This is a genomic window from Flavobacterium sp. AJR (assembly GCF_002156885.1).
Classification (GTDB): domain Bacteria; phylum Bacteroidota; class Bacteroidia; order Flavobacteriales; family Flavobacteriaceae; genus Flavobacterium.
In genome coordinates, this window is the sequence record NZ_NCWQ01000026.1 from 34,482 (window position 1) to 55,246 (window position 20,765).

Consider the following 20,765-nt stretch of genomic DNA (forward strand, 5'->3'; position numbering starts at 1 on the left):
AGCCAATGTTATCCTGTTAAGGTTTTGTTATTACTTTGTTGTACATAAGTTAACTTTTTTTTGATTACTTTTAGGTAAATTAAAAATGTACTAATTTAAAACTTTTCAATAGTTTGTAGTTATCAGAATATAAAAACAATCAATTTTGTTTATACACGCAAGTACGTTACCTTTGAATATAATCATTAAAATTTGTTACTTATGGAATCGAATGACAAACTTACCACGGCAACAGGAACGCCTGTACCAGACAATCAGAACATAATGACTGCAGGACCTCGAGGTCCAGTATTATTGCAGGACTTTTGGTTTTTAGAAAAAATGGCACATTTTGACCGAGAGGTAATCCCAGAAAGAAGAATGCATGCCAAAGGATCTGCAGCCTACGGAACATTTACCGTAACTCATGACATTACTAAATATACTAAAGCGGACATTTTTTCGGAAATTGGGAAAAAAACAGACATGTTTGTTCGTTTTTCTACAGTTGCAGGCGAAAGAGGCGCTGCTGATGCAGAAAGAGATATACGTGGTTTTGCCATGAAGTTCTACACCAATCAAGGGAACTGGGATTTAGTAGGAAACAATACGCCAGTATTCTTTTTCCGTGATCCAATGAAATTTCCTGATTTAAATCACGCCGTAAAACGTGACCCACAAACCAATTTAAGAAGCGCAGATAACAATTGGGATTTCTGGACATTACTACCAGAAGCACTACATCAGGTAACAATTGTAATGAGTGATAGAGGTATTCCTAAATCGTACCGTCAGATGCACGGATTTGGAAGCCACACTTTTAGTTTTATCAATGATAAAAACGAAAGACATTGGGTTAAGTTTCACTTTGTAACACAACAAGGAATCGAAAACTTATCTGATGAAGAAGCTGCAAAATTAGTTGGAGCCGACAGAGAAAGCCACCAAAGAGATTTATTTGAGGCTATCGAAAGAAAAGATTTTCCAAAATGGAAATTGTCTGTGCAAATCATGACCGAGGAGCAAGCCAAAACCTATAAATATCATCCATTTGATTTAACCAAAGTTTGGTTAAAAGGAGATTTTCCACTTATTCCAGTTGGAGAGTTTGAATTAAACAGGAACCCAGATAACTATTTTGCCGAAGTAGAGCAAGCAGCTTTTAATCCAGCCAATATAGTTCCAGGAATAGGATATTCTCCAGACAAAATGTTACAAGCACGTTTATTCTCTTACGGAGATGCTCACCGTTATCGTTTAGGAGTTAATAATGCTCAGATTCCTGTAAATGCAGCAAAATGCCCAGTAAATAGTTTCCACAGAGATGGCGCTATGCGTGTAGATGGAAATTACGGAAGCAAAAAACATTATGAGCCAAATAGTTTTGGCAAATGGCAGGAACAACCAGAATTTAAAGAACCACCTTTATCAATTCACGGAGATGCGTATGCTCACAACTTTAGAGAAGACGATAACGATTATTTCTCCCAACCAGGAAAACTTTTCCGCTTAATGACCGATGATAAAAAGCAATTTTTATTCAAAAATACTGCTGCACAAGTAGGAGGAGCGCAAAAGTTTATACAAGTAAGACACATTCGTAATTGCTTTAAAGCCGATCCAGCTTATGGAGAAGGAGTTGCAAATGCATTAGGAATGACAATGGATGAAGTAAACAATTTTAGTGATCCAAGATTATTAATAGAAGTTAAATAAGTCTTTTTTAGTTACTAAGGTTCTGAGTTACAAAGTTACAAAGAGCTTTAAAGAACGCTTAATCTTAGATTTTAAATAAAAAACCCGTCAGATTTTTAAAATCTCTCGGGTTTTTCGTTTTAAAGGTATGAGGTTCTAAGTTACAAAGGTTCAAAGGTTTTTAAAAAGGGACTATCCCGAAGCTTCGGGACTAAGTTACAAAGGTTCAGAGAATTAAAACTTTGCGACCTTTGCGTATCCCGATAGCTATCGGGACTGCGCACTTTGCGGTTAGAATCAGGGTAAACCCTTAAGAAAACACAACAGTTTTATTACTATAAACCATTGTTTTACGCTCAGCATGTAATTTTATGGCTCTTGCCAGAACAATGCGTTCCAGGTCACGCCCTTTCATAATAAAATCATCTACCGAATGTATGTGCGATACACGTGCAATATCCTGCTCGATAATCGGACCTTCATCTAGTTCCTCAGTTACATAATGACTTGTTGCCCCGATAATTTTCACACCTCTTTTAAAAGCCGAATGATACGGTTTTGCTCCAGGAAACGCGGGTAAGAATGAATGATGTATATTAATGATTTTATTTTCGTAAAGCGCAATCAAACTAGGTGTGATAATTTGCATGTAGCGCGCCAGAACAATAAAATTAATATCGTATTTTTTTAATAATGCAATTTGTTGTTTTTCGCCTTCTTCCTTAGTGTCTTTTGTAAAAGGAACACAATGAAACGGAATATCAAAACGTTCGGCAATCGATCTTAAATCATTATGATTGCTTATAATTACCGGAATTTCTACCCCCAGTTCATCAGCACTATAACGCCCTAAAATATCAAATAAACAATGGTCATATTTAGAAACAAACAATGCCATTTTAGGTTTTTGTTCCTGATTGTATAATTGCCATGACATCTGGAAATCGGTTGCAATAGTAGTACTAAAGTCGGTTTTTATATCTTCAATACCAATATTACGATTAGTAAGTTCGCATTCCAATCGCATAAAGAATACATTTTGCTCCACATCCACATGTTGGTCAATGTAAGTAATGTTTCCTTCAACTTTTAGGATAAAATTGGTTACAGCCGCAATAATACCTTTTTGGTCTTTGCAGTGAATAAGAAAAGTTATTTTTTGCATTTTATTTTTTGGTTAATCGGTTAGCTGTTTATTTGTTTAATTGCCTAATCGTTTTTTGGTTAATCAGTTAGCTGCATATATTATATTCAGTTTTTTCAATTAAACAAAAAACGATTAAACAGTTAAACGTAAAATTACTTCTTATCCTGCAAAGCAAAAACACTTTTTAATAGAGGTGTAGTTCTTTCGCTTATATCAGTTCTAATACCTTTTTCTTCTACAGCAATCATTTTAAAAACTCCAGCAAGAGCTTGGTTAGTAGTATAATCTGTTAAGTCAGGATTTACTTTCTTAACAAGCGGAATACTGTTGTATTTAGCAATAATGTTCGACCAGATTACGTCGGCACCAACTTTACTAAAAGAGTTTTTAATAACAGGATTAAACTTGCTGTACAAAGCTGTAGTAGTGCTAGATTGTAAATAAGTTGTTGCAGCATTCTCATTGCCTAACAAAATAGATTTAGCATCGTTAAAAGACATGTTTTTTACAGCCGAAACAAATATAGGAGTAGCTTCTTTTACAGCATCTTCAGCAGCACGGTTCAATACCTTAATACCTTCATCCGCTAGCGACGAAAGACCAATTTTTCTTAAAGTAGCATCTACTTTTTGTAATTCGGCAGGCATAAGAATTTTAACTGCTTCATTTTTATAAAACCCATCGGTAGCTGTTAATTTTGTTACTTGTTTAGATATTCCTTTATCCAAAGCTTCTTTTAAGCCCGATGCAATATCTGCGCCGCCGCCCAAAGTTTGTATTTGCGAAGATAATTCATTTAAATTTTTCGGTATTTTTATTTGTGCACAAGCAGTTAGAGAAAATGTCAACGCAAGGAGTAAAATCTTTTTCATTAAATATTAGTTTTATAAGTTTCAAAAATACTACTTATTCAAAAACAAAGCCACAATTTTATTTTAGGAGCAGAAACATTTTGTTTTATTAGTAACAATGTTCCCGCTGTACACTATATCCGCGCCAAAAAGAGCGCGGGATGCCGTTTCCATCGGGGCTAGATTAGGAAAAATAGTTTGTATTAGGAGAGAATTTTAGATGTGAATAAATAGATGCAAGAGAATAGAAGCAAGATGATAGAAGTAAGAGAATAGATGCAAGATGATAGAAGCAAGATGATAGAGGTAAGAAAATTGAAAAAGTGGTAACGATTATTTTGTATGTTAATAGAACTGCAAAAGATTTTACCGCAAAGTGCGCAGTCCCGATTACTATCGGGATACGCAATCCCGAAGCGTCGGGAGCAAAGTTTTAATTCTTTGAACCTTTGTCACTCAGTATCTTTTTTTAAAGAACCTCAATACCTTCCTAAAAACCTTTGTTCCTTTAAACTTAGAAACTTAGTCTCTCAGAACCTCAGGGCCTTTTTTAAACCTTTGAATCTTTGTGACTTAGAACCTCAGTACCTTCCTAAGAACCTTTGTCCCTTTGAGCCTCAGTACCTCTGAACCTTTTTTTTAAACCCTCATCTATGTATCTCAATAGGATAAATAAATACATCATTAGGTTCAAATAATACTCTTAGATCTTTATTATAAAATGCTTTTCTGTTCTTGAATATTCCTTTTTTTGTATACGGACTTTTCACTTCAGTAAAATCATTTGGGTAGATAAGCTTTTTATCTTTACTCGAATAAATTTTAGTTTCTTCAACGTAAATATCTATAGTTGTGGCCGAGTTGAGTTTGATTTTTTTTAATTTATTCTTTTTGCCAAAAGTTAATTTAAAATCTTCCCAGACCTGATATTTTTTTTCTTCTTGTAAAGGTAATTTTCCTATCAATTCCTTTATTTCCTTTTTCGTCATGCCAAATTTCAAAAAATCTAAACTTACTCCAGGTTTTAAAACGGAATTAAGTGCTAGTTTTTTACCAGGTCCATAAATGTTATTATAAGTTCTGCCCGAAACAATTTCTTTTTCTTCTTTCTTCTTTTTGTTTTCGGAATAAACGGCAATTTGGATTATTTCATAAGGAGACAACAGACCACTAATCATCATGTTTAAATCGGTGAATATTAAATCTCGATTTACAATATATGGGTTGTGTTTTGATAAAAAGAGGTTTTTTTCGTCCTCATTACCTATCGTATATTTGGTTTTGTCTATTTCGATATTAGTGGCATCGTTTAAAATTATAGTTTTTAATTTATCATTTTTAAAGTAAAAATAATAACCAAATTCTTTTGTTGAGCTTAATGTAAAACGAGATCCATTTGTATATTTCTCATACTCTCTGAATTCGTTTTTTTGTTTTAATATTTTCTCCACTTCATTAGGATTCATGTCTATTTTATAATCATCAATCCCGTCTTTATATATTAAAAAAGTATTTTTCATTTGTAGTTATTAAATTTTGGTAACTAAGCTTTTTCCATGTAGTTTATAACAAAAAGTTCTTGCAAGATTCCGTCTGTATTCTCATCATTCAAAAGTAATTGCGGTTCCAGTTTTTTATCCGGATTTACATTTCCGTCTAAGATTCCTAAGACATCTACAACAGTTTCTGCAATCGTATTTTGTATAATTTCAAAAAACACCTTTTGGTTTTCTTTAGACAAGCTATTAAATAAATTTAAAGCCGATTTGTAATAGGGGATTAACTCATCGGTTACAGTAGTTTTTTCGTATATCTCTTTGTATAAATTAGTGCCCAATAAAACTACATCCTCATATAACATATCCAAAAAATGTTCGCTCATTTCTTCCGTCGTTTTCATATTATCTATTGGTTTTAAATTAATCTATTTGAATTATAAATATCAAAATCGATAAAACCCATTGTATGACTTTATCGATTTTGATTATTGTGTTTATTTTATATCTGCGTAATTATCGGTAAAAAGGCGTCCTTCGCCTATAGATATTAAAGTATTGTATGGGTCTTTGTAATCATCAGACATGATTGATGCCATTTGTAGATTTTTGATGCCCTTAATTTTATTGTCCTGAACATCAAGTTCACCAGAAAGAATAATCAGATTTTGATATTTTGCAATATAAAGCCCTTTATCTAGCTCGCCATTACTATGAAATAAGATAGAGAATTTATTGCCTTCGCCAGATATAAAAGTGCCTTCTCCTTCCCATATTTCATTATTGCTATCATAGGAATAAATTAGAAAATTTTTAAAATCGATACTTAATTTAGCTGTATTTTGGTTAGAGAGCGTAAGAGTCGATGTACCGAAAGTAGTTCCTGATGCAAGATCTGCAAAGTTGGATTTAGCACAATAAAACGGGTCAATGGTGTAAACACCTTCTACCATAGGTGGAGTAGTGCCTTTGTGTATGGTAATTTCTAATTGGTCAATCGACTTTTGCATGGTACTATTTATATAGTAATCGTACAAGATTTGTTCTGGTAGTACAGGACGGTCTTCATTATCATCACTAGATGAACATGCGGTAGTAGCCATTACAATACATAAAAGAAATAACTTGATTGTGGTAATTTTCATAGCATTAATAATTTTGGAATTAATAGTGATAAGAAGTATTCTCAATAAGAATGTTTGTAACCAAAAAAATTACAATTAAATACACTTATTGAGAAATAGTTTCAGTTTAGTTATATGCGAATATCATTTTTATTAAAGTTATTTCAGGCTATTATAAGTTTAAAAACGAGTATTTTAGGGTAATGTTTTTAGGTTTTATTGATGATGTTTATTTAGGAAATAGAACAAAAAAGCTTATTAATATGATTAATTAAAGAGTTGTTTTTGGGTAAGATTTCGCTCTGTTTTTAATATGGATAATGGTTTTTCCTGTTGTTGCATCAATCTCAAATCTTTCCTCGCTTACTCCATGAGGAGTAAATTCGCATGGAATAATAATAAAATACTTCATTACTTGCGAGTTTCTAGATACAGACGAAACATAATTATTAGTCTTGATTTGATCATTTTCATTCATAAGATCTATGTCATATTCCTGTTTCATTTTCTTAACTAAATCTTGCCAACTAAATTTAAAAGGTTTGTCGTTATTTATCTCTTTTATAAGTTCTCCTTTTTCATTAAATTCTCTTCGGAAACCAATAATACAATCATAAAAGCTTTCTATTTCTTTTGTTACATTTAAAGTTTTCTTATCATACAAATGCCTTTTTTTTATAGGTGTATTTAAGTATGTTACTGTTTGTTGGTAAGAATCTGTATGTTCCAAGAGGTAAATTTCCAAGGGATTACCATTACTATCTGTAGTTATATATCGGCAATAAGTAGCGCCGTTTTTTTTGTGTTTGTAAAATGATTCTAAATCAAATTTTCTCATGGTATTTTTTTTATAATTACAATTGGGTATAGCGAGAAATTTTTATTTTTCTGTCAGATGGTATATGATTTGTCCTGGTATAGCCCCAAAGAATAAATTCTAACTCTAGGTATTGAGCATCTTTTTTTAAAACGGTAGTTGAGTCTGGAATAATTTTAAATGAGTCAGTTTTTTCATCTTCAATGATTGAACTATTAGTGTTATCCTTTAAATCTTGATGATTGTTTTTACAATTAGTAAAAAAAATGCTAAGAATTAATAGTTGCCAGCTTTTCATTTTGCATTGCCTATTAGGCTTTGTTAACAGTGTCAATAACATGATGATTGAGTAATGTTTTGTAATTAAAAATGAACAAAACAGTCTTTGTCTGAATGTTTTTGACTTATTAAATAATAATTTTGTCGAAACAACAAAGGTTCTCTTAATTAATGGTGATTAATACTATTATAAGTTTTAAAACTACTAGGTTAAGGTAATATTTAAGTAAAAATGATTGTAGAGACTGGGAGCCAGCTTATGGGGAAATTCATAAAGTTAAATTTTATGAGTTCTGTGTACAGAATTATTTGTTTTGACTTTTATGCAAATTGCAAATAATGAAGATCAGGAGTATAAACAGGATTGTTTTGTTCTAGGTCATTTAGTATTATTTGGGTACAATCTTTACCGCCAATTATATGATAATACAACGAGCTAATTGTATGAATTGGGCCTAAAGGAAGTCCCCACCAGCCGAAAATTAAATTTAGCATAAAATAATTAAAAGAGTACTTGAGCGTATTCTCGTTAGGGCGAACAAAATAAATAGGTGACTCTTTTTTATAAGATAAAAAAAGGGCAGAAACGGTGTAAGGAAATGCAACAAATTTTCCTCCTTGTTGTATTAGTTGTTTTATTTCAAAAAGTGTAAGTCCTTCAGTGTTATTCGTTTTCATTTTTAGATTTTTTATAAGTTATATTTCAGAAAAGAAAATTGACAGGGTAATCCTTAAAGTGAAAGAATCTTTGACCCTAATAGTAAATAAGTCGTAATCGAAAAAACTGCGATGATAAATAGTAATGAAATCCATCCGAAGATGTGTCTTTTATTATAGTAAACTGCTATTGTTGATAATATCAGTGCTGCTAAAAGCGTGAGAGGAGTAATTACAACGATAGAAAATTTGCAGAAATCCTCAATTTTTGCTGGAGCAATAATAAAAATGATTATCAATATAAGAAGAGTACTTAGGGATGTGAAGCCTAAAATTTGGACGCTTTTTTGTTTACTTTGCATCAAATGGTATTTTAATAATTAAATAAAAATTTGATTCTGTTTTAAAAGTATTGTGACTAAGAAATTTTAATCACATAAAAATTCGCATTTATTTGTTGTTTAAAATATAACTACTTCTAATTCAGTATTTTTTGCGATTCAAGAAAAGTCATATATAACTCTTAAATCAAAGTGCAAAGGTCTGTTTAAAGAAAGCTGTTTTACGCCACTAGAAGTTTTAAAATTAGCAAGTTAGGGTAGTTTTTTGCTGTTTTTGGCAATAGAGAATTGATAAGTAAGAATACTATTATAAGTATGTGATTTTGTAAAGGAATTTAATCTGAAAAGAATATAATAGTATTCGATTATAATGTACTAGATCTTTTATGTTTTAATAAAATATCTCTATTCTTAAAATGTTTAATGGATATGATAAGTAGAATCGTTATTTAATAGTAAGGTGTTTATAATAATTAAGAGTCGAATATATTCATTAATTTACTTTAGGTTTGTCGATAACGAACCATTTGTTATTTATCATAACCATGATTTTATCTTTTGAAAAAAAACTTGCCATATCATCGTATTCAAAAGGAACGATGGTTTCTCCGTTTTTATTTATCATTCCCCATTTGCCATTGAGTACAACTCTGGCTAAACCATCTTCAAAAGCATTTGCCAGTTTATAGATAATCGGAATTATAATTTTGCCATTTTTGTTTACATATCCATATTTTTCATTTTTGGATACTAAAGCTAAACCCTCAGAGAAAAAACTTGAAGAAAAATCGGCTGGGTCATATATTAACGGAATAACTTCTTTTCCAGTCGCATCAATAAAACCACTTTTATTATTTAGTTCAACATAAGCCATGCCTTCGCGAAAAGCGGCTATGTTGTCATATTTTAAAGGTGTAATTTCATTGGCAGTTGCGTTTATAAAGCCCCATTTGCCATTTAGTTTTACAGCAGAAAATCCCCCTTGATAAGCCTCTATTTTATCATACTTTAATAAGGAATCATCAGTTTGCGTAGTTCGGTTTTTCATGCATCTGGCAGAAAGAAGTCCGACACTAATTGCTGTAATAAATACTATTATTTTTTTCATACACTCTATAAAATTGGATAAATGACTATTTAGGTTTAAGTGAAATCAAATATATAAGAAAAAACGTATGTTTTAATACTTTTGAGTAAGAAAAAATGAACAGAATAAGTTTTTTTTTCCGTATATAACTTGAGCCTGCTTTAAAAAGAGTATTTTTTTTGATAAGGTTTAAAACTAGATTCAAGAATCATTAAATTTTTTTGTAAATTGCTCTCCTAAAATTATCATATTCTCAAAATGGAACCACAAATACCTTATATTCCTAAAAATAAAGTAAGAATTGTTACCGCAGCATCACTTTTTGATGGACATGATGCGGCAATTAATATAATGCGTCGTATTATTCAATCCACTGGAGTTGAGGTAATTCATTTAGGTCACGACCGTAGTGTCGAAGAAGTTGTAAATACAGCCATTCAGGAAGATGCAAATTCTATTGCGTTAACTTCTTATCAAGGTGGTCACAACGAATATTTTAAATATATGTATGACTTGCTTCATGAAAAAGGAGCTGGACATATCAAGATTTTTGGTGGTGGTGGTGGTGTAATCTTGCCAAGCGAGATTGCCGAATTACACGAATACGGAATCACAAGGATTTATTCTCCAGATGATGGGCGTTCTTTGGGATTACAAGGAATGATTAATGATCTGGTAGAACGTTCTGATTATCCTATTGGAGATAAACTTACAGATGAAATAAATCATATAGAAGATAAAAATCCAACAGCAATTGCACGTTTGATTTCTGCTGCCGAGAATTTCCCTGAAATTGCAAAACCTGTTTTTGATAAAATACATCAAAACAATGCAACTTCTAAAATTCCTGTTCTGGGAATTACAGGAACTGGTGGAGCAGGAAAATCATCTTTAGTAGATGAATTGGTACGTCGTTTTTTAATTGATTTTCCAACAAAAACTATCGGAATCGTATCTGTAGATCCATCAAAACGTAAAACTGGTGGAGCGCTTCTAGGAGATAGAATCCGAATGAACGCTATTAATAACTCCAGAGTTTATATGCGTTCGTTGGCAACTCGTCAATCAAATCTAGCTTTATCTAAATATGTTGCCGAAGCTATTCAGGTTCTTAAAGCGGCTAAATATGATATTATCATTTTAGAAACTTCGGGAATTGGTCAGTCAGATACAGAGATTATGGATCATTCAGATGTTTCCTTATATGTAATGACACCAGAATTTGGAGCTGCAACGCAATTAGAAAAAATCGACATGCTTGATTTTGCCGATTTAGTTGCATTAAACAAATTCGACAAACGTGGTGCGCTAGATGCTATACGTGATGTAAAAAAACAATACCAACGCAATCATAATCTTTGGGATAAAAATCCTGACGATATGCCTGTTTTTGGAACAATTGCTTCGCAGTTTAATGATCCGGGGATGAATACGTTGTATAAATCTATCATGGATAAAATTGTCGAAAAAACGGAATCAGATTTAAAATCGACTTTCGAAATTACTCGTGAAATGAGTGAGAAAATATTCGTAATTCCACCTCATAGAACAAGATATTTATCTGAAATTGCCGAGAATAATCGTAAGTATGATGATACAGCTTTGTCGCAACAACAAGTGGCACAAAAGCTATACGGTATTTTTAAAACTATCGAAAGTGTTACGGGGAAAGTTCCTGTGATTACCAAAGCAGGAATAGATGATAGTGCTTTTGTAAACGGAGCCGAAGAAAATCGTGTGTTCTTGAATCTTTTACTAAATCAATTTGATAAAGTAAAAATGGATTTAGATCCTTATAATTGGGAGATGATCCTAACTTGGGATGAAAAAGTAAATAAATACAAGAATCCTGTTTACAGCTTTAAAGTTCGTGATAAGGAAATAAAAATAGCAACACATACCGAAAGTTTGTCGCACCAACAAATCCCAAAAATAGCTTTGCCTAAATATGAAGCTTGGGGAGATATCTTGCGTTGGTGTTTGCAAGAGAATGTTCCAGGAGAATTTCCGTTTGCATCAGGATTATATCCTTTTAAACGTGAGGGCGAAGATCCATCTCGTATGTTTGCGGGAGAAGGTGGACCAGAAAGAACCAATAAACGTTTTCATTATGTAAGCGCAGGATTACCTGCAAAACGTCTTTCGACAGCTTTTGATAGTGTAACATTATATGGTAATGATCCCGATGTACGACCAGATATTTATGGTAAAATCGGAAATGCCGGAGTTTCTATTTGTTGTCTGGATGATGCCAAAAAATTATATTCAGGTTTTGATTTAGTTCATGCCTTGACATCTGTGAGTATGACCATTAACGGACCAGCGCCTATGTTGCTTGGTTTCTTTATGAATGCAGCAATAGATCAGCAATGTGAGTATTACATTAAAGCCAATGATTTAGAAAAAGAAGTAGAGCAAAAAATCATCAAATTATACAAACAAAAAGGGGTTACAAGACCTAAATACCAAGGCGATTTGCCAGCGGGAAATAATGGTTTAGGATTAATGCTTCTGGGAGTTACTGGAGATGAGGTTTTACCTATTGAGGTTTATAATGATATAAAAGCCAAAACACTTTCGCAAGTGCGAGGAACAGTTCAAGCTGATATTCTTAAAGAAGACCAAGCGCAAAACACTTGTATTTTCTCTACCGAGTTTGCTTTACGATTAATGGGAGATGTTCAGGAATATTTTATTACGCAAAACGTACGTAATTTTTATTCGGTTTCTATTTCAGGATATCATATTGCCGAGGCAGGAGCAAACCCAATTACGCAATTGGCATTTACGCTTTCTAACGGTTTTACTTATGTAGAATACTATTTGAGCCGCGGAATGAATATCAACGATTTTGGACCAAACTTATCATTCTTTTTCTCGAATGGAGTAGATCCAGAATATGCAGTTATTGGTCGTGTAGCGCGTAAAATTTGGGCAAAAGCCATGAAGATTAAATATGGTGCTAACGAAAGAGCACAAATGCTTAAATATCATATTCAGACTTCAGGGCGTTCATTGCACGCACAAGAGATTGATTTTAACGATATCCGTACGACATTACAAGCGTTATATGCTATTTATGATAACTGTAATTCATTGCATACCAATGCGTATGATGAAGCAATTACAACGCCTACCGAAGAATCAGTTCGTCGTGCTATGGCAATACAATTGATTATTAATAAAGAACTAGGTTTAGCCAAAAACGAAAACCCAATACAAGGTTCGTTCATTATAGAAGAATTAACCGACTTGGTAGAAGCGGCTGTTTTGCAAGAATTCGACCGTATTACAGAGCGTGGCGGAGTTCTTGGCGCAATGGAAACAATGTACCAACGTTCTAAAATTCAAGAGGAAAGTTTGTATTACGAAACCTTAAAACATAACGGAGATTTCCCAATTGTGGGTGTAAATACTTTCCTGAGTTCAAAAGGATCTCCAACAGTTATCCCAGCAGAGGTTATTCGTGCTACCGAAGAAGAAAAACAATATCAGATAGATATGTTGAACAACTTACATGAGTATCATAAAGAATCGGTAAAAGACCATTTAAATACTTTGCAAGAAGCAGCTATTAAAAACGAAAACTTATTCGCCCATTTAATGGAAGCTACCAAAGTATGTTCGCTTGGTCAAATTACTTCGGCATTGTTTGAAGTAGGAGGACAGTATAGAAGGAATATGTAATTATTACGATTTTATAGATTAAGGAAAACCTCTCAGAAATGGGAGGTTTTTTGGTTTTAATAAATAAGAAAGCTGTCAGATAATGCTAGGAAACTAATCCTTTTTTTATAAATTTTTCTTTAAATGCAAATTTTTCAGCAACTTTGAAAGCTTCAATTATTAACCATATTCTATTAGCAATAACACAAAAATACTTTCCAGTTCTGAATTCGGTCATTATGCCAACTAATCTATAATCAACTTCAATTTTACCTGTCAAAGGATTATCATAAATTAATAAAAACCATAATCCACATCCACTTATTCCGTGAAATTCAGAGATTATTTTACCTTTTTTATTAGTTCTAACATCAGTACCTTTTCCTTTTACATTCAATATTATATGGTCTCTTTTGTTGAACTTATAATGTTGATATGGCTTATCATTAGTAGGAGGGCTAGCCAAAAAAAATGTTGCACCTGTGTTAAAAGGTTCGCCATCTTTAGAAACATTGATCGCAGGATACCCAAGTATGCAATAATTGTTTCCATTCAATAAATTATTGTGATGTCGGAACTTTTCTATAGTAACAGGAATGTAAACTTTTGATAAATATATGATTGTTTCTTTGTCAAGCTTAATGTATGCCAAATCTATACGTTCATTTTTTTCAATAATTGAATATTTTACTTCACCTAATACAGGTATAAAAAATTCTTTACTAACCTTAATTCTTAATTCTTCATTAGGACGTTCTTTAAAAAAACTTGCAACGTGTGATGCGGTTATAATAAAATAATCATCATAAATTTTAGCAAAGACACCAGAACCAAATGGTTTTGGGTTACCGTTTTCTATCTTTAAAAATTGAATAGTATGCCTAAAGATTTTACTGTTTATTTGCTTTACAACAGCTTTATCAGCTTCTTTGCCAAATTTATTTTCAGTCATTATTATGGAAATTTACTGTTTATTCTTTTTAGTCCTAATGACAATTGCTGCGAAGTCGGGGGACTTCGCACAGCAATCTAAGCAAACGAATCGTAAAATTTCAACAGCAAAACTGAAAACAATAATATTGAAAAAAATATTAAGATTAATGAAGTGTATTTTATCTGTTTTAGGTATTCTTCAGAACTTCTTCTTTCTAATAACTTATTATAGTACCTACCAGTCCATTTGAAATTTAATAAAAAGGCATAAAATTCAAGTCTTTTTAGTTCTCTTTCCTGAAATTTTACTGGATTAATAAAAACATACAATCCAAAAAAGAACATGAATACAGCTAAAATAAAAGTAAATACATTTTCCATATAAGTATTATAATTTAATCAAAATCATCGCTAGAGTTATACTAATAAAATTTTAGCTTCTTCTATATTGGGTTCTCTTGCTAATTTCAATGCACTGGCCATTACCTCTAACCAATGTCCTTCATTATGAGTATTATGAAATGAAGCTCCATAAAATGAAGCCGTTGGCGGATAAGAAACAATATTTTTCTTTTTTGCAATTTTAGAAAATATTATTGCTAATTTTTCTTTATTGATAATTGTTGTTTCAAACCTTTCAGGCAAAATACTACAGGTACAAAATAATGTTAGGCATAAATTTGATAACTCTCTATAAGTTACATTATCTGATATTGATTGATTTAAATAATAAAAAAAGTTCTTTGACACTATAATCCATTGCTTTTGTATTTAATTTTAAGTTTTACAAACGATACGCTCGTACCAGCAAAAGCTTTTCGGCTTTAAAAGTAAAAAAATATTTAAGACTTTTCACCAACCATCTCCTCAACATCACTTAAAAATTCAAATTCATCCATAGGAAACATTTCCAGTACCATTTCTAGAATTAGCCCCACATTAATAGGTGAATGTTTAATTGTGGTTGAAGTTTTATGTGCGTCATGATCTAAAGCGACGATGCATAATTTTAAGGTTTCGGTAATAACACAACCTAGTTCAAAATAATTTACAAACTTAATTTGGGCGATATAAGCTTTCGATTTGTCATCGGCAGGTTTTAGGGTACGGAAATGTAAGGCGATTAATCTTTTTAGATTTTCTAAAGTTTTAGTTTCATTGTTTTCCATGATAATATATTTTTATTAGTTGTATATTGTTAATCGCTTTACAATTTGACTTTTATGAATTTATTATAAGAAAAATTGTACTTTTGTTTAGCTCGGCGAAGAAAGTGATAGATTGTATCGTACCAAATCATTTTTAGCCGTATTGTACATTATAAATATGTTTTTTACTTATTGCCAGTTATTATACTTAATTATTATCTTTGAATTATGAGCACACTAACAAAACCAAATCATATAGGGCGAAAAATAAGCCGTATTCGTGAACTTCGAGATATGAAACAAGAAGCTTTGGCCCAGGCTTTAGGAACAAACCAACAAGCTATATCTGCTTTAGAGAATAGCGAAACTATAGACGAAGAAAAACTGATTGAAGTTGCAAAAGCACTTGGTGTAACGGTTGAGGCAATTAAGAATTTTTCGGACGAAGCTGCAATTAATTATTTCAATAGTTTTAACGAAGCAGTAAATAATAGCCATTTTGGAAATAATAATCATTGCACTTTCAATCCATTAGATAAATTAATGGAAACTGTAGAAGAAAATAAAAAGCTTTACGAGCGTTTGCTTCAAGCTGAAAAAGATAAAATCGAATATCTAGAAAAATTACTGGCAGGAAAATAATATTCTCTATAAAGATTTACTAATTAAAAAACAGCTCCATCCAAAGCTGTTTTTTTGTTGTTGTTTTCTTGTTTTTTATGGGAAGAATACCCCAAAGAATTACTTATTATTTTTAAGTTTGGGAAAAATTAGAAATTATGACACATCAACAAATTTTAGATAAACTGGCTGCAAAATCATTAGTTCAAAATATTGATGAGGATTTGGCGAGACTTACTGGTACAGCGATGAGGTATGCCAAACATGATAAAGAAATAGCAGCAAACTTAACGAATTACATACTTCCTAAAATGTTACTACGCTGGAATTGTATATTAGAAGCAGATAGTACAGAAGTGACAATTAATTATAAACGTAAAGCCAATATTGCTTTGGCGTTAACGCTTCATAAATATGGACTAACAGATGAGATAATAAAGGAAAAGGCTATAAACGCTATTGATGATTTAAATAATGAAGTTGTTTTAGGTGATGATTTTTTTAGAAAAACAGCCGAGATAAAAACTTTCATAAATTCTAAACCGACGGAATTAAAACGAATACCATCATCTCCGGATAATATTACTTTTTACAGACCGAAGGATGTAATTTCTATTCAATTAGGAAAACAATATTTCTGTGCCTATATACATAGCCATGAGCGTCCAAATGAAAGTCCTGTACTTGAGTTTTATGATAAGATATTTGATAGTGTGCCTAAAATTGAAGAATTAGAAAAAATAAATGCAAAAGGAAGAATGAATGACAGTGGTGTTGCACGAATTTCTAAATTTTCGGTTGCAGGGATTAAATTTTTACCAGACTTAGCAAATCAAATAAAATTAATAGCTGCTTGTGTTGAAGCTACGCCCTTTAATGCGCATTTAGATAAGCCTATGGGCTTGTATACAATAACTGATGTTTTTGGAATGCAGGATGATATTGATAACTTATTTAAGTAAGATTTATTTCTCCCCTGATTATTTTATGCAAATTATAGTAATCAGGAGGACATATAGAAGAAATATATAAAATATTTAGATATAAGTTATTTAGAAAAACCTTTCAGAGATGAAAGGTTTTTTTATATTTTAGTGTTATGAAAAATATTACCTATTATATTCTGTTTCTTTTTGTTACGGTTTGTAGTTATGCTCAAGACAAGCAATTGTTACAAACGGGAGTTATTATCGATTCGGTGAAAATTGCAACGACTCCATCAGAATCGTATGCAATTTATTTCCCAAAAAAGTATGATGCCAAAACTCCAACGGCATTGGTTTTTATTTTTGATCCAGATGCAAGAGGAAAAATAGCAATTGAACCTTTTATACTGGCTGCAGAAACGTATAATTATATTTTGGTATGCTCTAATACTTTAAAAAATGGATCTACCCAAGTTAATATTGCAGTTGCTAATAGATTATTTGATAATGTATTGCAAACTTATGCCATTGATACTTCCCAACTTTATATTTCGGGCTTTTCGGGTGGAGCAAGATTAGCTAGTTTTTACGGAATATCTTCGGGGGCTTTTCAAGGAGTTATTGCTTGTGGGGCTTCTTTTAATGGTATGGATAAGCTTATTCCTCCTTCAAACAATTTTTCCTATGTAGGTATGGTTGGAGATAGAGATATGAATTACCTGGAAATGATAGCAAATAAAGAATGGCTGGATAATGCAAAGATTGTAAATACACTTTTTATTGCACATGAGGAACATGTTTGGCCTAAACAAGCCGAGATGCTTCGCGCATTTGACTGGTTGGAAATTCAGGCATATAAAAAAAATATCAGGCCGAAGAACGATACCATTATTAAAAGGATTTATGATAAAAATTTGCGAATAGCAGATAGTTTAAAGGCTAATAAAGAAATGATTGCTTCGGTGGGTGCTTATGAAAAAGGGATTACTTTTTTTAATACAAATGAAGACAATTCTTTAAGAACCAAAATTGCCGAAATCAAAAAAACTAGAGAGTATAAGGATGAAGTTGCAAAAATGGAGAAGATAAAGGTTCAGGAAAATGAAATTTTAGACAAACTTTCGCTTCGTTTTGATCAAGAATTAAAATCGGCTAAGGGGAACACTAATTTTAAGTTTTGGAATACCGAAATGAAGAAGTTGAATGCGATGAAGCTTGATAATAATGATATTCCAACCCAGAATATGGTTATTAGAGCATTATATTGGTTTCAGGTTATAGTTTATGAAACTGGAGAGGAAAATAAAAGAAACCAACAAAAAGATAAGGCTGATTATTGTACCGAATTGTATAAAATTATTACGGAAACAAATTAAAGATAAAAGCCCAATTCTTAATGAGAATTGGGCTTTCTATAATAACTAAATTGTAATTGTTTTGCTTAATAAAAAGCGAATAAATTAACGACGAAAAGCTGGGCTTTGATTATAAGATTCGTCAGTTGTTTTGTTTGCTTTTGAAGATTTTACGATAATTTCGTGTTTTACTTTTTTAGCATTGTCTTGAAATTCTAAATAATAAGTTCCCGCAGGGTATTCTTCTAAACTTAATGTTTTTGAAGTTTCTAATTCATTAGTTGCTATTTCTTTATATATCAAATGACTTTCGTTATCAATAATAGAGAAATTTGATTTCTGTTCTCCATTCAAAGTAAAACTAACTACTTTGCCATTTCCAGTTTTTATATTCAAGATATAATCCCCTTTTCCATCAATTGCATAAGTACTCATTGATGTCAAAAAAATAACCAATACTAAGCTTAATCCTAAAATCTTCTTCATGTCTTTGTTTTTGTTTTTTAATTTTCAAATCGCGGTGCGCAAAACTACAAATAGTTCGCTAACTACAAAATATTTTTTATATTATTTTTAGTCCTAAGTCGTTGACTTAAAAGTGTTTCGGCTGAACACGTGATTATATACGGATTTATAAGATTCTTGGATGTTATTTTTATAACTTTTGTCAAATCAATATTTTGCATTTTTGTAGTGGTTGACGCACAAAAGATAAATTTAGAATAAAAAATGATTGAAAAAACAGCTCTCTTTTGAATATATGATACTATTACAAACAAAAAAAACAGCTCTTTTAACCATAAAAGGGCTGTTTTTAACGATGACGTTTTTAACTTTACTAACTAAATTAATTCATTTTTATAAATGAGTGGGAATGCAATTTTCTAACGTGATGCTACAGCTGTATTTTTAGCATTAGTTGTTTTGTATGTTTGTGAAATAGATTTATTAGACAATGTAGATTCTCCATTGGTAACATTAATTTCATATCTCAATTTTTTTACGTTGTCTTCAATATCCAGAAAATAAGTTCCTTCTGGAAACTCTGTCAGATCAAATGCTTTTAAAATTCCGCCTTTACCTGTTGCGTTTTCAGAGTAAATTAAGATACCATCTTTATCATAAATAGAAAGATTTGCTTTTGATACATTGTTTAAAGCAAATGTAATTAGTTTACCGTCGCCTTTTCTTACATGAAGTGCAAAATCGGTATTTCCATCAATTGCATAAGTACTCATTCCTGTAAAAAGTACTGCACATACTAGACTTAATTTTAGAATCTTTTTCATGGCTTTAGTTTTTTAATTATTAGTTCTAATTCTCTGATGCTAAATTACTTTAAGAATATATTGTTTTACACATCTCTATTTGCCAATTTCTATGCTATATTCTCATTTACGAAAGCGTTATAGGTTAAAGTTTAAATTATATTAGGTGTTTTAGTTAAATTTGTTTTTATTTTTCAAAGAACTTATCATGAAGAACACCGCCCCAGCTCTTGAAGTGATATCAAACTCCTACGGAAGCTCTTTTAGCTATATTAGGCATGCCAAAAAGACCAATAGCAAATCCCATTTATGGCATTATCATCCCGAAATCGAATTGGTTTATGTAAATGGAGGAGCAGGAAAACGACAAATAGGAAGTCATGTTTCATATTACACCAATGGCGATTTGATTTTAATAGGAGCCAATTTGCCTCATTGTGGTTTTACCAATGAACAAACTGGGAATAAAAACGAAATCGTTATCCATATCAAACCAGAATTTTTAGGAAATGATTTTTTTGGAGTTCCCGAGATGAAAAAAGTTCAAAATGTTTTTGGTCAAGCCAAAGCAGGAATCGCATTTACAGGAGAAACCAAAGAACGAATTGGTAAGAAAATAGAAATGATGGAAAACCAACTTCCATTAGAACGATTGTTAACACTCCTGAGTATTTTAGACGAATTAGAATCTTCTGAAGATTATACGGTGCTTAACGCCGATGGGTTTTCGTTAGAATTATACACTCAGGATAATGACCGTATTAATATTGTTTTTAATTATGTAAAAGACCATTTTCAGGAATCGATTGCTATCGATGAGGTTTCGAGTTTAGTAAGTATGACTACACCTTCTTTTTGCAGATATTTTAAAAAAATCACTAATAAAACCTTTACTTCTTTTGTTAATGAATACCGTTTGGTACACGCTTCAAAGCTTTTGGCCGAAAAACCTATTAGCATTAATGAGGTTTGTTATGAAAGCGGATTTAATAATTTTAGTCACTTTAGTAAATTATTTAAGAGCTATACAGGGAAAAGTGCGTTGCAATACCGTCAGGAATTAAAGACTGTGATTAAGTAGTTTTAACTGCAAAGAGTTTAACCGCAAAGGGCGCAAATATTTTATAAGTGAGATTTTATAAAAACGCAAAGTTCGCAAAGCTGTATGTTTTATCGGCTTTGTGAACTTTGCGTAAAACCTTTGCGTGCTTTGCGGTTAATTTTTAAGCTGAGCGAATCCGTGTCATCTGCGTTCCCTTTTAGACAATCTTTATAATTTGAGTTCTATCTAAGTCTTTGTCAGAGTACCATACTGGGCGGTAATAATCCATTTTTTAGAATTGAAGTTTCATTTTGTATGTGAGAAAAAATTATA

21 protein-coding genes are annotated in these 20,765 nt (G+C 31.7%); 6 read left to right on the forward strand and 15 right to left on the reverse strand.

The features are described 5' to 3' along the window. Nucleotides 1–201: 201 nt before the first annotated feature. Entirely contained in the window at nt 202–1,695 is a 1,494-nt protein-coding gene (locus tag B8T70_RS08465; protein WP_086894585.1) for a catalase, read from the forward strand. Between the two features lie 289 nt (nt 1,696–1,984). On the opposite strand, the gene purU is transcribed toward B8T70_RS08465, so the two are convergent. From purU to B8T70_RS08510, 9 genes are all read right to left on the reverse strand, one after another. Next, nucleotides 1,985–2,839, reverse strand: coding sequence for a formyltetrahydrofolate deformylase (gene purU / locus B8T70_RS08470; RefSeq protein ID WP_039111100.1), 855 nt, complete (start codon nt 2,837–2,839; stop codon nt 1,985–1,987). 134 nt (nt 2,840–2,973) lie between these two features. Then, on the reverse strand, nt 2,974–3,693 hold the full coding sequence (locus B8T70_RS08475; protein ID WP_086894586.1) for a DUF4197 domain-containing protein: 720 nt from the start codon (nt 3,691–3,693) through the stop codon (nt 2,974–2,976). A 626-nt stretch (nt 3,694–4,319) separates the two neighbouring features. Next, entirely contained in the window at nt 4,320–5,192 is an 873-nt protein-coding gene (locus B8T70_RS08480) for a hypothetical protein (RefSeq protein WP_086894587.1), read from the reverse strand. Between the two features lie 23 nt (nt 5,193–5,215). Next, nucleotides 5,216–5,572: a hypothetical protein gene (locus tag B8T70_RS08485; RefSeq protein ID WP_086894588.1), complete on the reverse strand. Its 357-nt coding sequence runs from the start codon at nt 5,570–5,572 to the stop codon at nt 5,216–5,218. Between the two features lie 93 nt (nt 5,573–5,665). Next, the gene (locus B8T70_RS08490; protein ID WP_086894589.1) at nt 5,666–6,313 is read right to left on the reverse strand and encodes a hypothetical protein; all 648 of its coding nucleotides are present in this window, start codon (nt 6,311–6,313) and stop codon (nt 5,666–5,668) included. A gap of 250 nt (nt 6,314–6,563) precedes the next feature. Beyond that, nucleotides 6,564–7,130: a hypothetical protein gene (locus B8T70_RS08495; RefSeq protein WP_086894590.1), complete on the reverse strand. Its 567-nt coding sequence runs from the start codon at nt 7,128–7,130 to the stop codon at nt 6,564–6,566. Between the two features lie 16 nt (nt 7,131–7,146). Beyond that, the gene (locus tag B8T70_RS08500; protein ID WP_123912089.1) at nt 7,147–7,407 is read right to left on the reverse strand and encodes a hypothetical protein; all 261 of its coding nucleotides are present in this window, start codon (nt 7,405–7,407) and stop codon (nt 7,147–7,149) included. Nucleotides 7,408–7,709: 302 nt separating this feature from the next. Further along, on the reverse strand, nt 7,710–8,066 hold the full coding sequence (locus tag B8T70_RS08505) for a hypothetical protein (RefSeq protein ID WP_086894592.1): 357 nt from the start codon (nt 8,064–8,066) through the stop codon (nt 7,710–7,712). 813 nt (nt 8,067–8,879) lie between these two features. Further along, nucleotides 8,880–9,494, reverse strand: coding sequence for a WG repeat-containing protein (locus tag B8T70_RS08510; protein ID WP_086894593.1), 615 nt, complete (start codon nt 9,492–9,494; stop codon nt 8,880–8,882). A gap of 237 nt (nt 9,495–9,731) precedes the next feature. Here B8T70_RS08510 and B8T70_RS08515 point away from each other — a divergent pair, with 237 nt between their 5' ends. After that, nucleotides 9,732–13,160 (forward strand): methylmalonyl-CoA mutase family protein, encoded by a 3,429-nt coding sequence (locus B8T70_RS08515; RefSeq protein WP_086894594.1) that lies wholly within the window; start codon nt 9,732–9,734, stop codon nt 13,158–13,160. Nucleotides 13,161–13,245: 85 nt separating this feature from the next. On the opposite strand, the gene B8T70_RS08520 is transcribed toward B8T70_RS08515, so the two are convergent. The 4 genes from B8T70_RS08520 to B8T70_RS08535 all read right to left on the reverse strand — a co-directional run bounded on the left by B8T70_RS08520 (nt 13,246) and on the right by B8T70_RS08535 (nt 15,241). Then, nucleotides 13,246–14,091, reverse strand: a complete 846-nt coding sequence (locus B8T70_RS08520) for a hypothetical protein (protein WP_086894595.1) — start codon at nt 14,089–14,091, stop codon at nt 13,246–13,248. A 77-nt stretch (nt 14,092–14,168) separates the two neighbouring features. Beyond that, a complete protein-coding gene (locus B8T70_RS08525) occupies nt 14,169–14,453 on the reverse strand; it encodes a hypothetical protein (RefSeq protein WP_086894596.1) in 285 nt (94 codons plus the stop codon). 36 nt (nt 14,454–14,489) lie between these two features. Beyond that, nucleotides 14,490–14,822, reverse strand: coding sequence for a hypothetical protein (locus B8T70_RS08530; RefSeq protein ID WP_123912090.1), 333 nt, complete (start codon nt 14,820–14,822; stop codon nt 14,490–14,492). A 92-nt stretch (nt 14,823–14,914) separates the two neighbouring features. Beyond that, the gene (locus tag B8T70_RS08535; protein ID WP_086894598.1) at nt 14,915–15,241 is read right to left on the reverse strand and encodes a hypothetical protein; all 327 of its coding nucleotides are present in this window, start codon (nt 15,239–15,241) and stop codon (nt 14,915–14,917) included. A gap of 207 nt (nt 15,242–15,448) precedes the next feature. Here B8T70_RS08535 and B8T70_RS08540 point away from each other — a divergent pair, with 207 nt between their 5' ends. The 3 genes from B8T70_RS08540 (at nt 15,449) to B8T70_RS08550 (ending at nt 18,143) form a co-directional block, all read left to right on the forward strand. Next, the gene (locus tag B8T70_RS08540) at nt 15,449–15,862 is read left to right on the forward strand and encodes a helix-turn-helix domain-containing protein (protein WP_086894599.1); all 414 of its coding nucleotides are present in this window, start codon (nt 15,449–15,451) and stop codon (nt 15,860–15,862) included. Nucleotides 15,863–15,999: 137 nt separating this feature from the next. Continuing rightward, on the forward strand, nt 16,000–16,803 hold the full coding sequence (locus B8T70_RS08545; protein WP_039117741.1) for a hypothetical protein: 804 nt from the start codon (nt 16,000–16,002) through the stop codon (nt 16,801–16,803). A 137-nt stretch (nt 16,804–16,940) separates the two neighbouring features. After that, nucleotides 16,941–18,143, forward strand: coding sequence for a hypothetical protein (locus B8T70_RS08550; RefSeq protein WP_086894600.1), 1,203 nt, complete (start codon nt 16,941–16,943; stop codon nt 18,141–18,143). 84 nt (nt 18,144–18,227) lie between these two features. Here the strand turns inward: B8T70_RS08550 and B8T70_RS08555 are convergent, their stop codons facing one another. Both B8T70_RS08555 and B8T70_RS08560 read right to left on the reverse strand, forming a co-directional pair. Then, the gene (locus tag B8T70_RS08555; RefSeq protein WP_086894601.1) at nt 18,228–18,608 is read right to left on the reverse strand and encodes a secretion protein; all 381 of its coding nucleotides are present in this window, start codon (nt 18,606–18,608) and stop codon (nt 18,228–18,230) included. Nucleotides 18,609–19,006: 398 nt separating this feature from the next. After that, nucleotides 19,007–19,411, reverse strand: a complete 405-nt coding sequence (locus B8T70_RS08560) for a hypothetical protein (RefSeq protein WP_039111083.1) — start codon at nt 19,409–19,411, stop codon at nt 19,007–19,009. Nucleotides 19,412–19,598: 187 nt separating this feature from the next. On the opposite strand from B8T70_RS08560, the gene B8T70_RS08565 reads away from it, so the two are divergent. Further along, a complete protein-coding gene (locus B8T70_RS08565) occupies nt 19,599–20,471 on the forward strand; it encodes an AraC family transcriptional regulator (protein WP_086894602.1) in 873 nt (290 codons plus the stop codon). Nucleotides 20,472–20,765 lie beyond the last annotated feature (294 nt).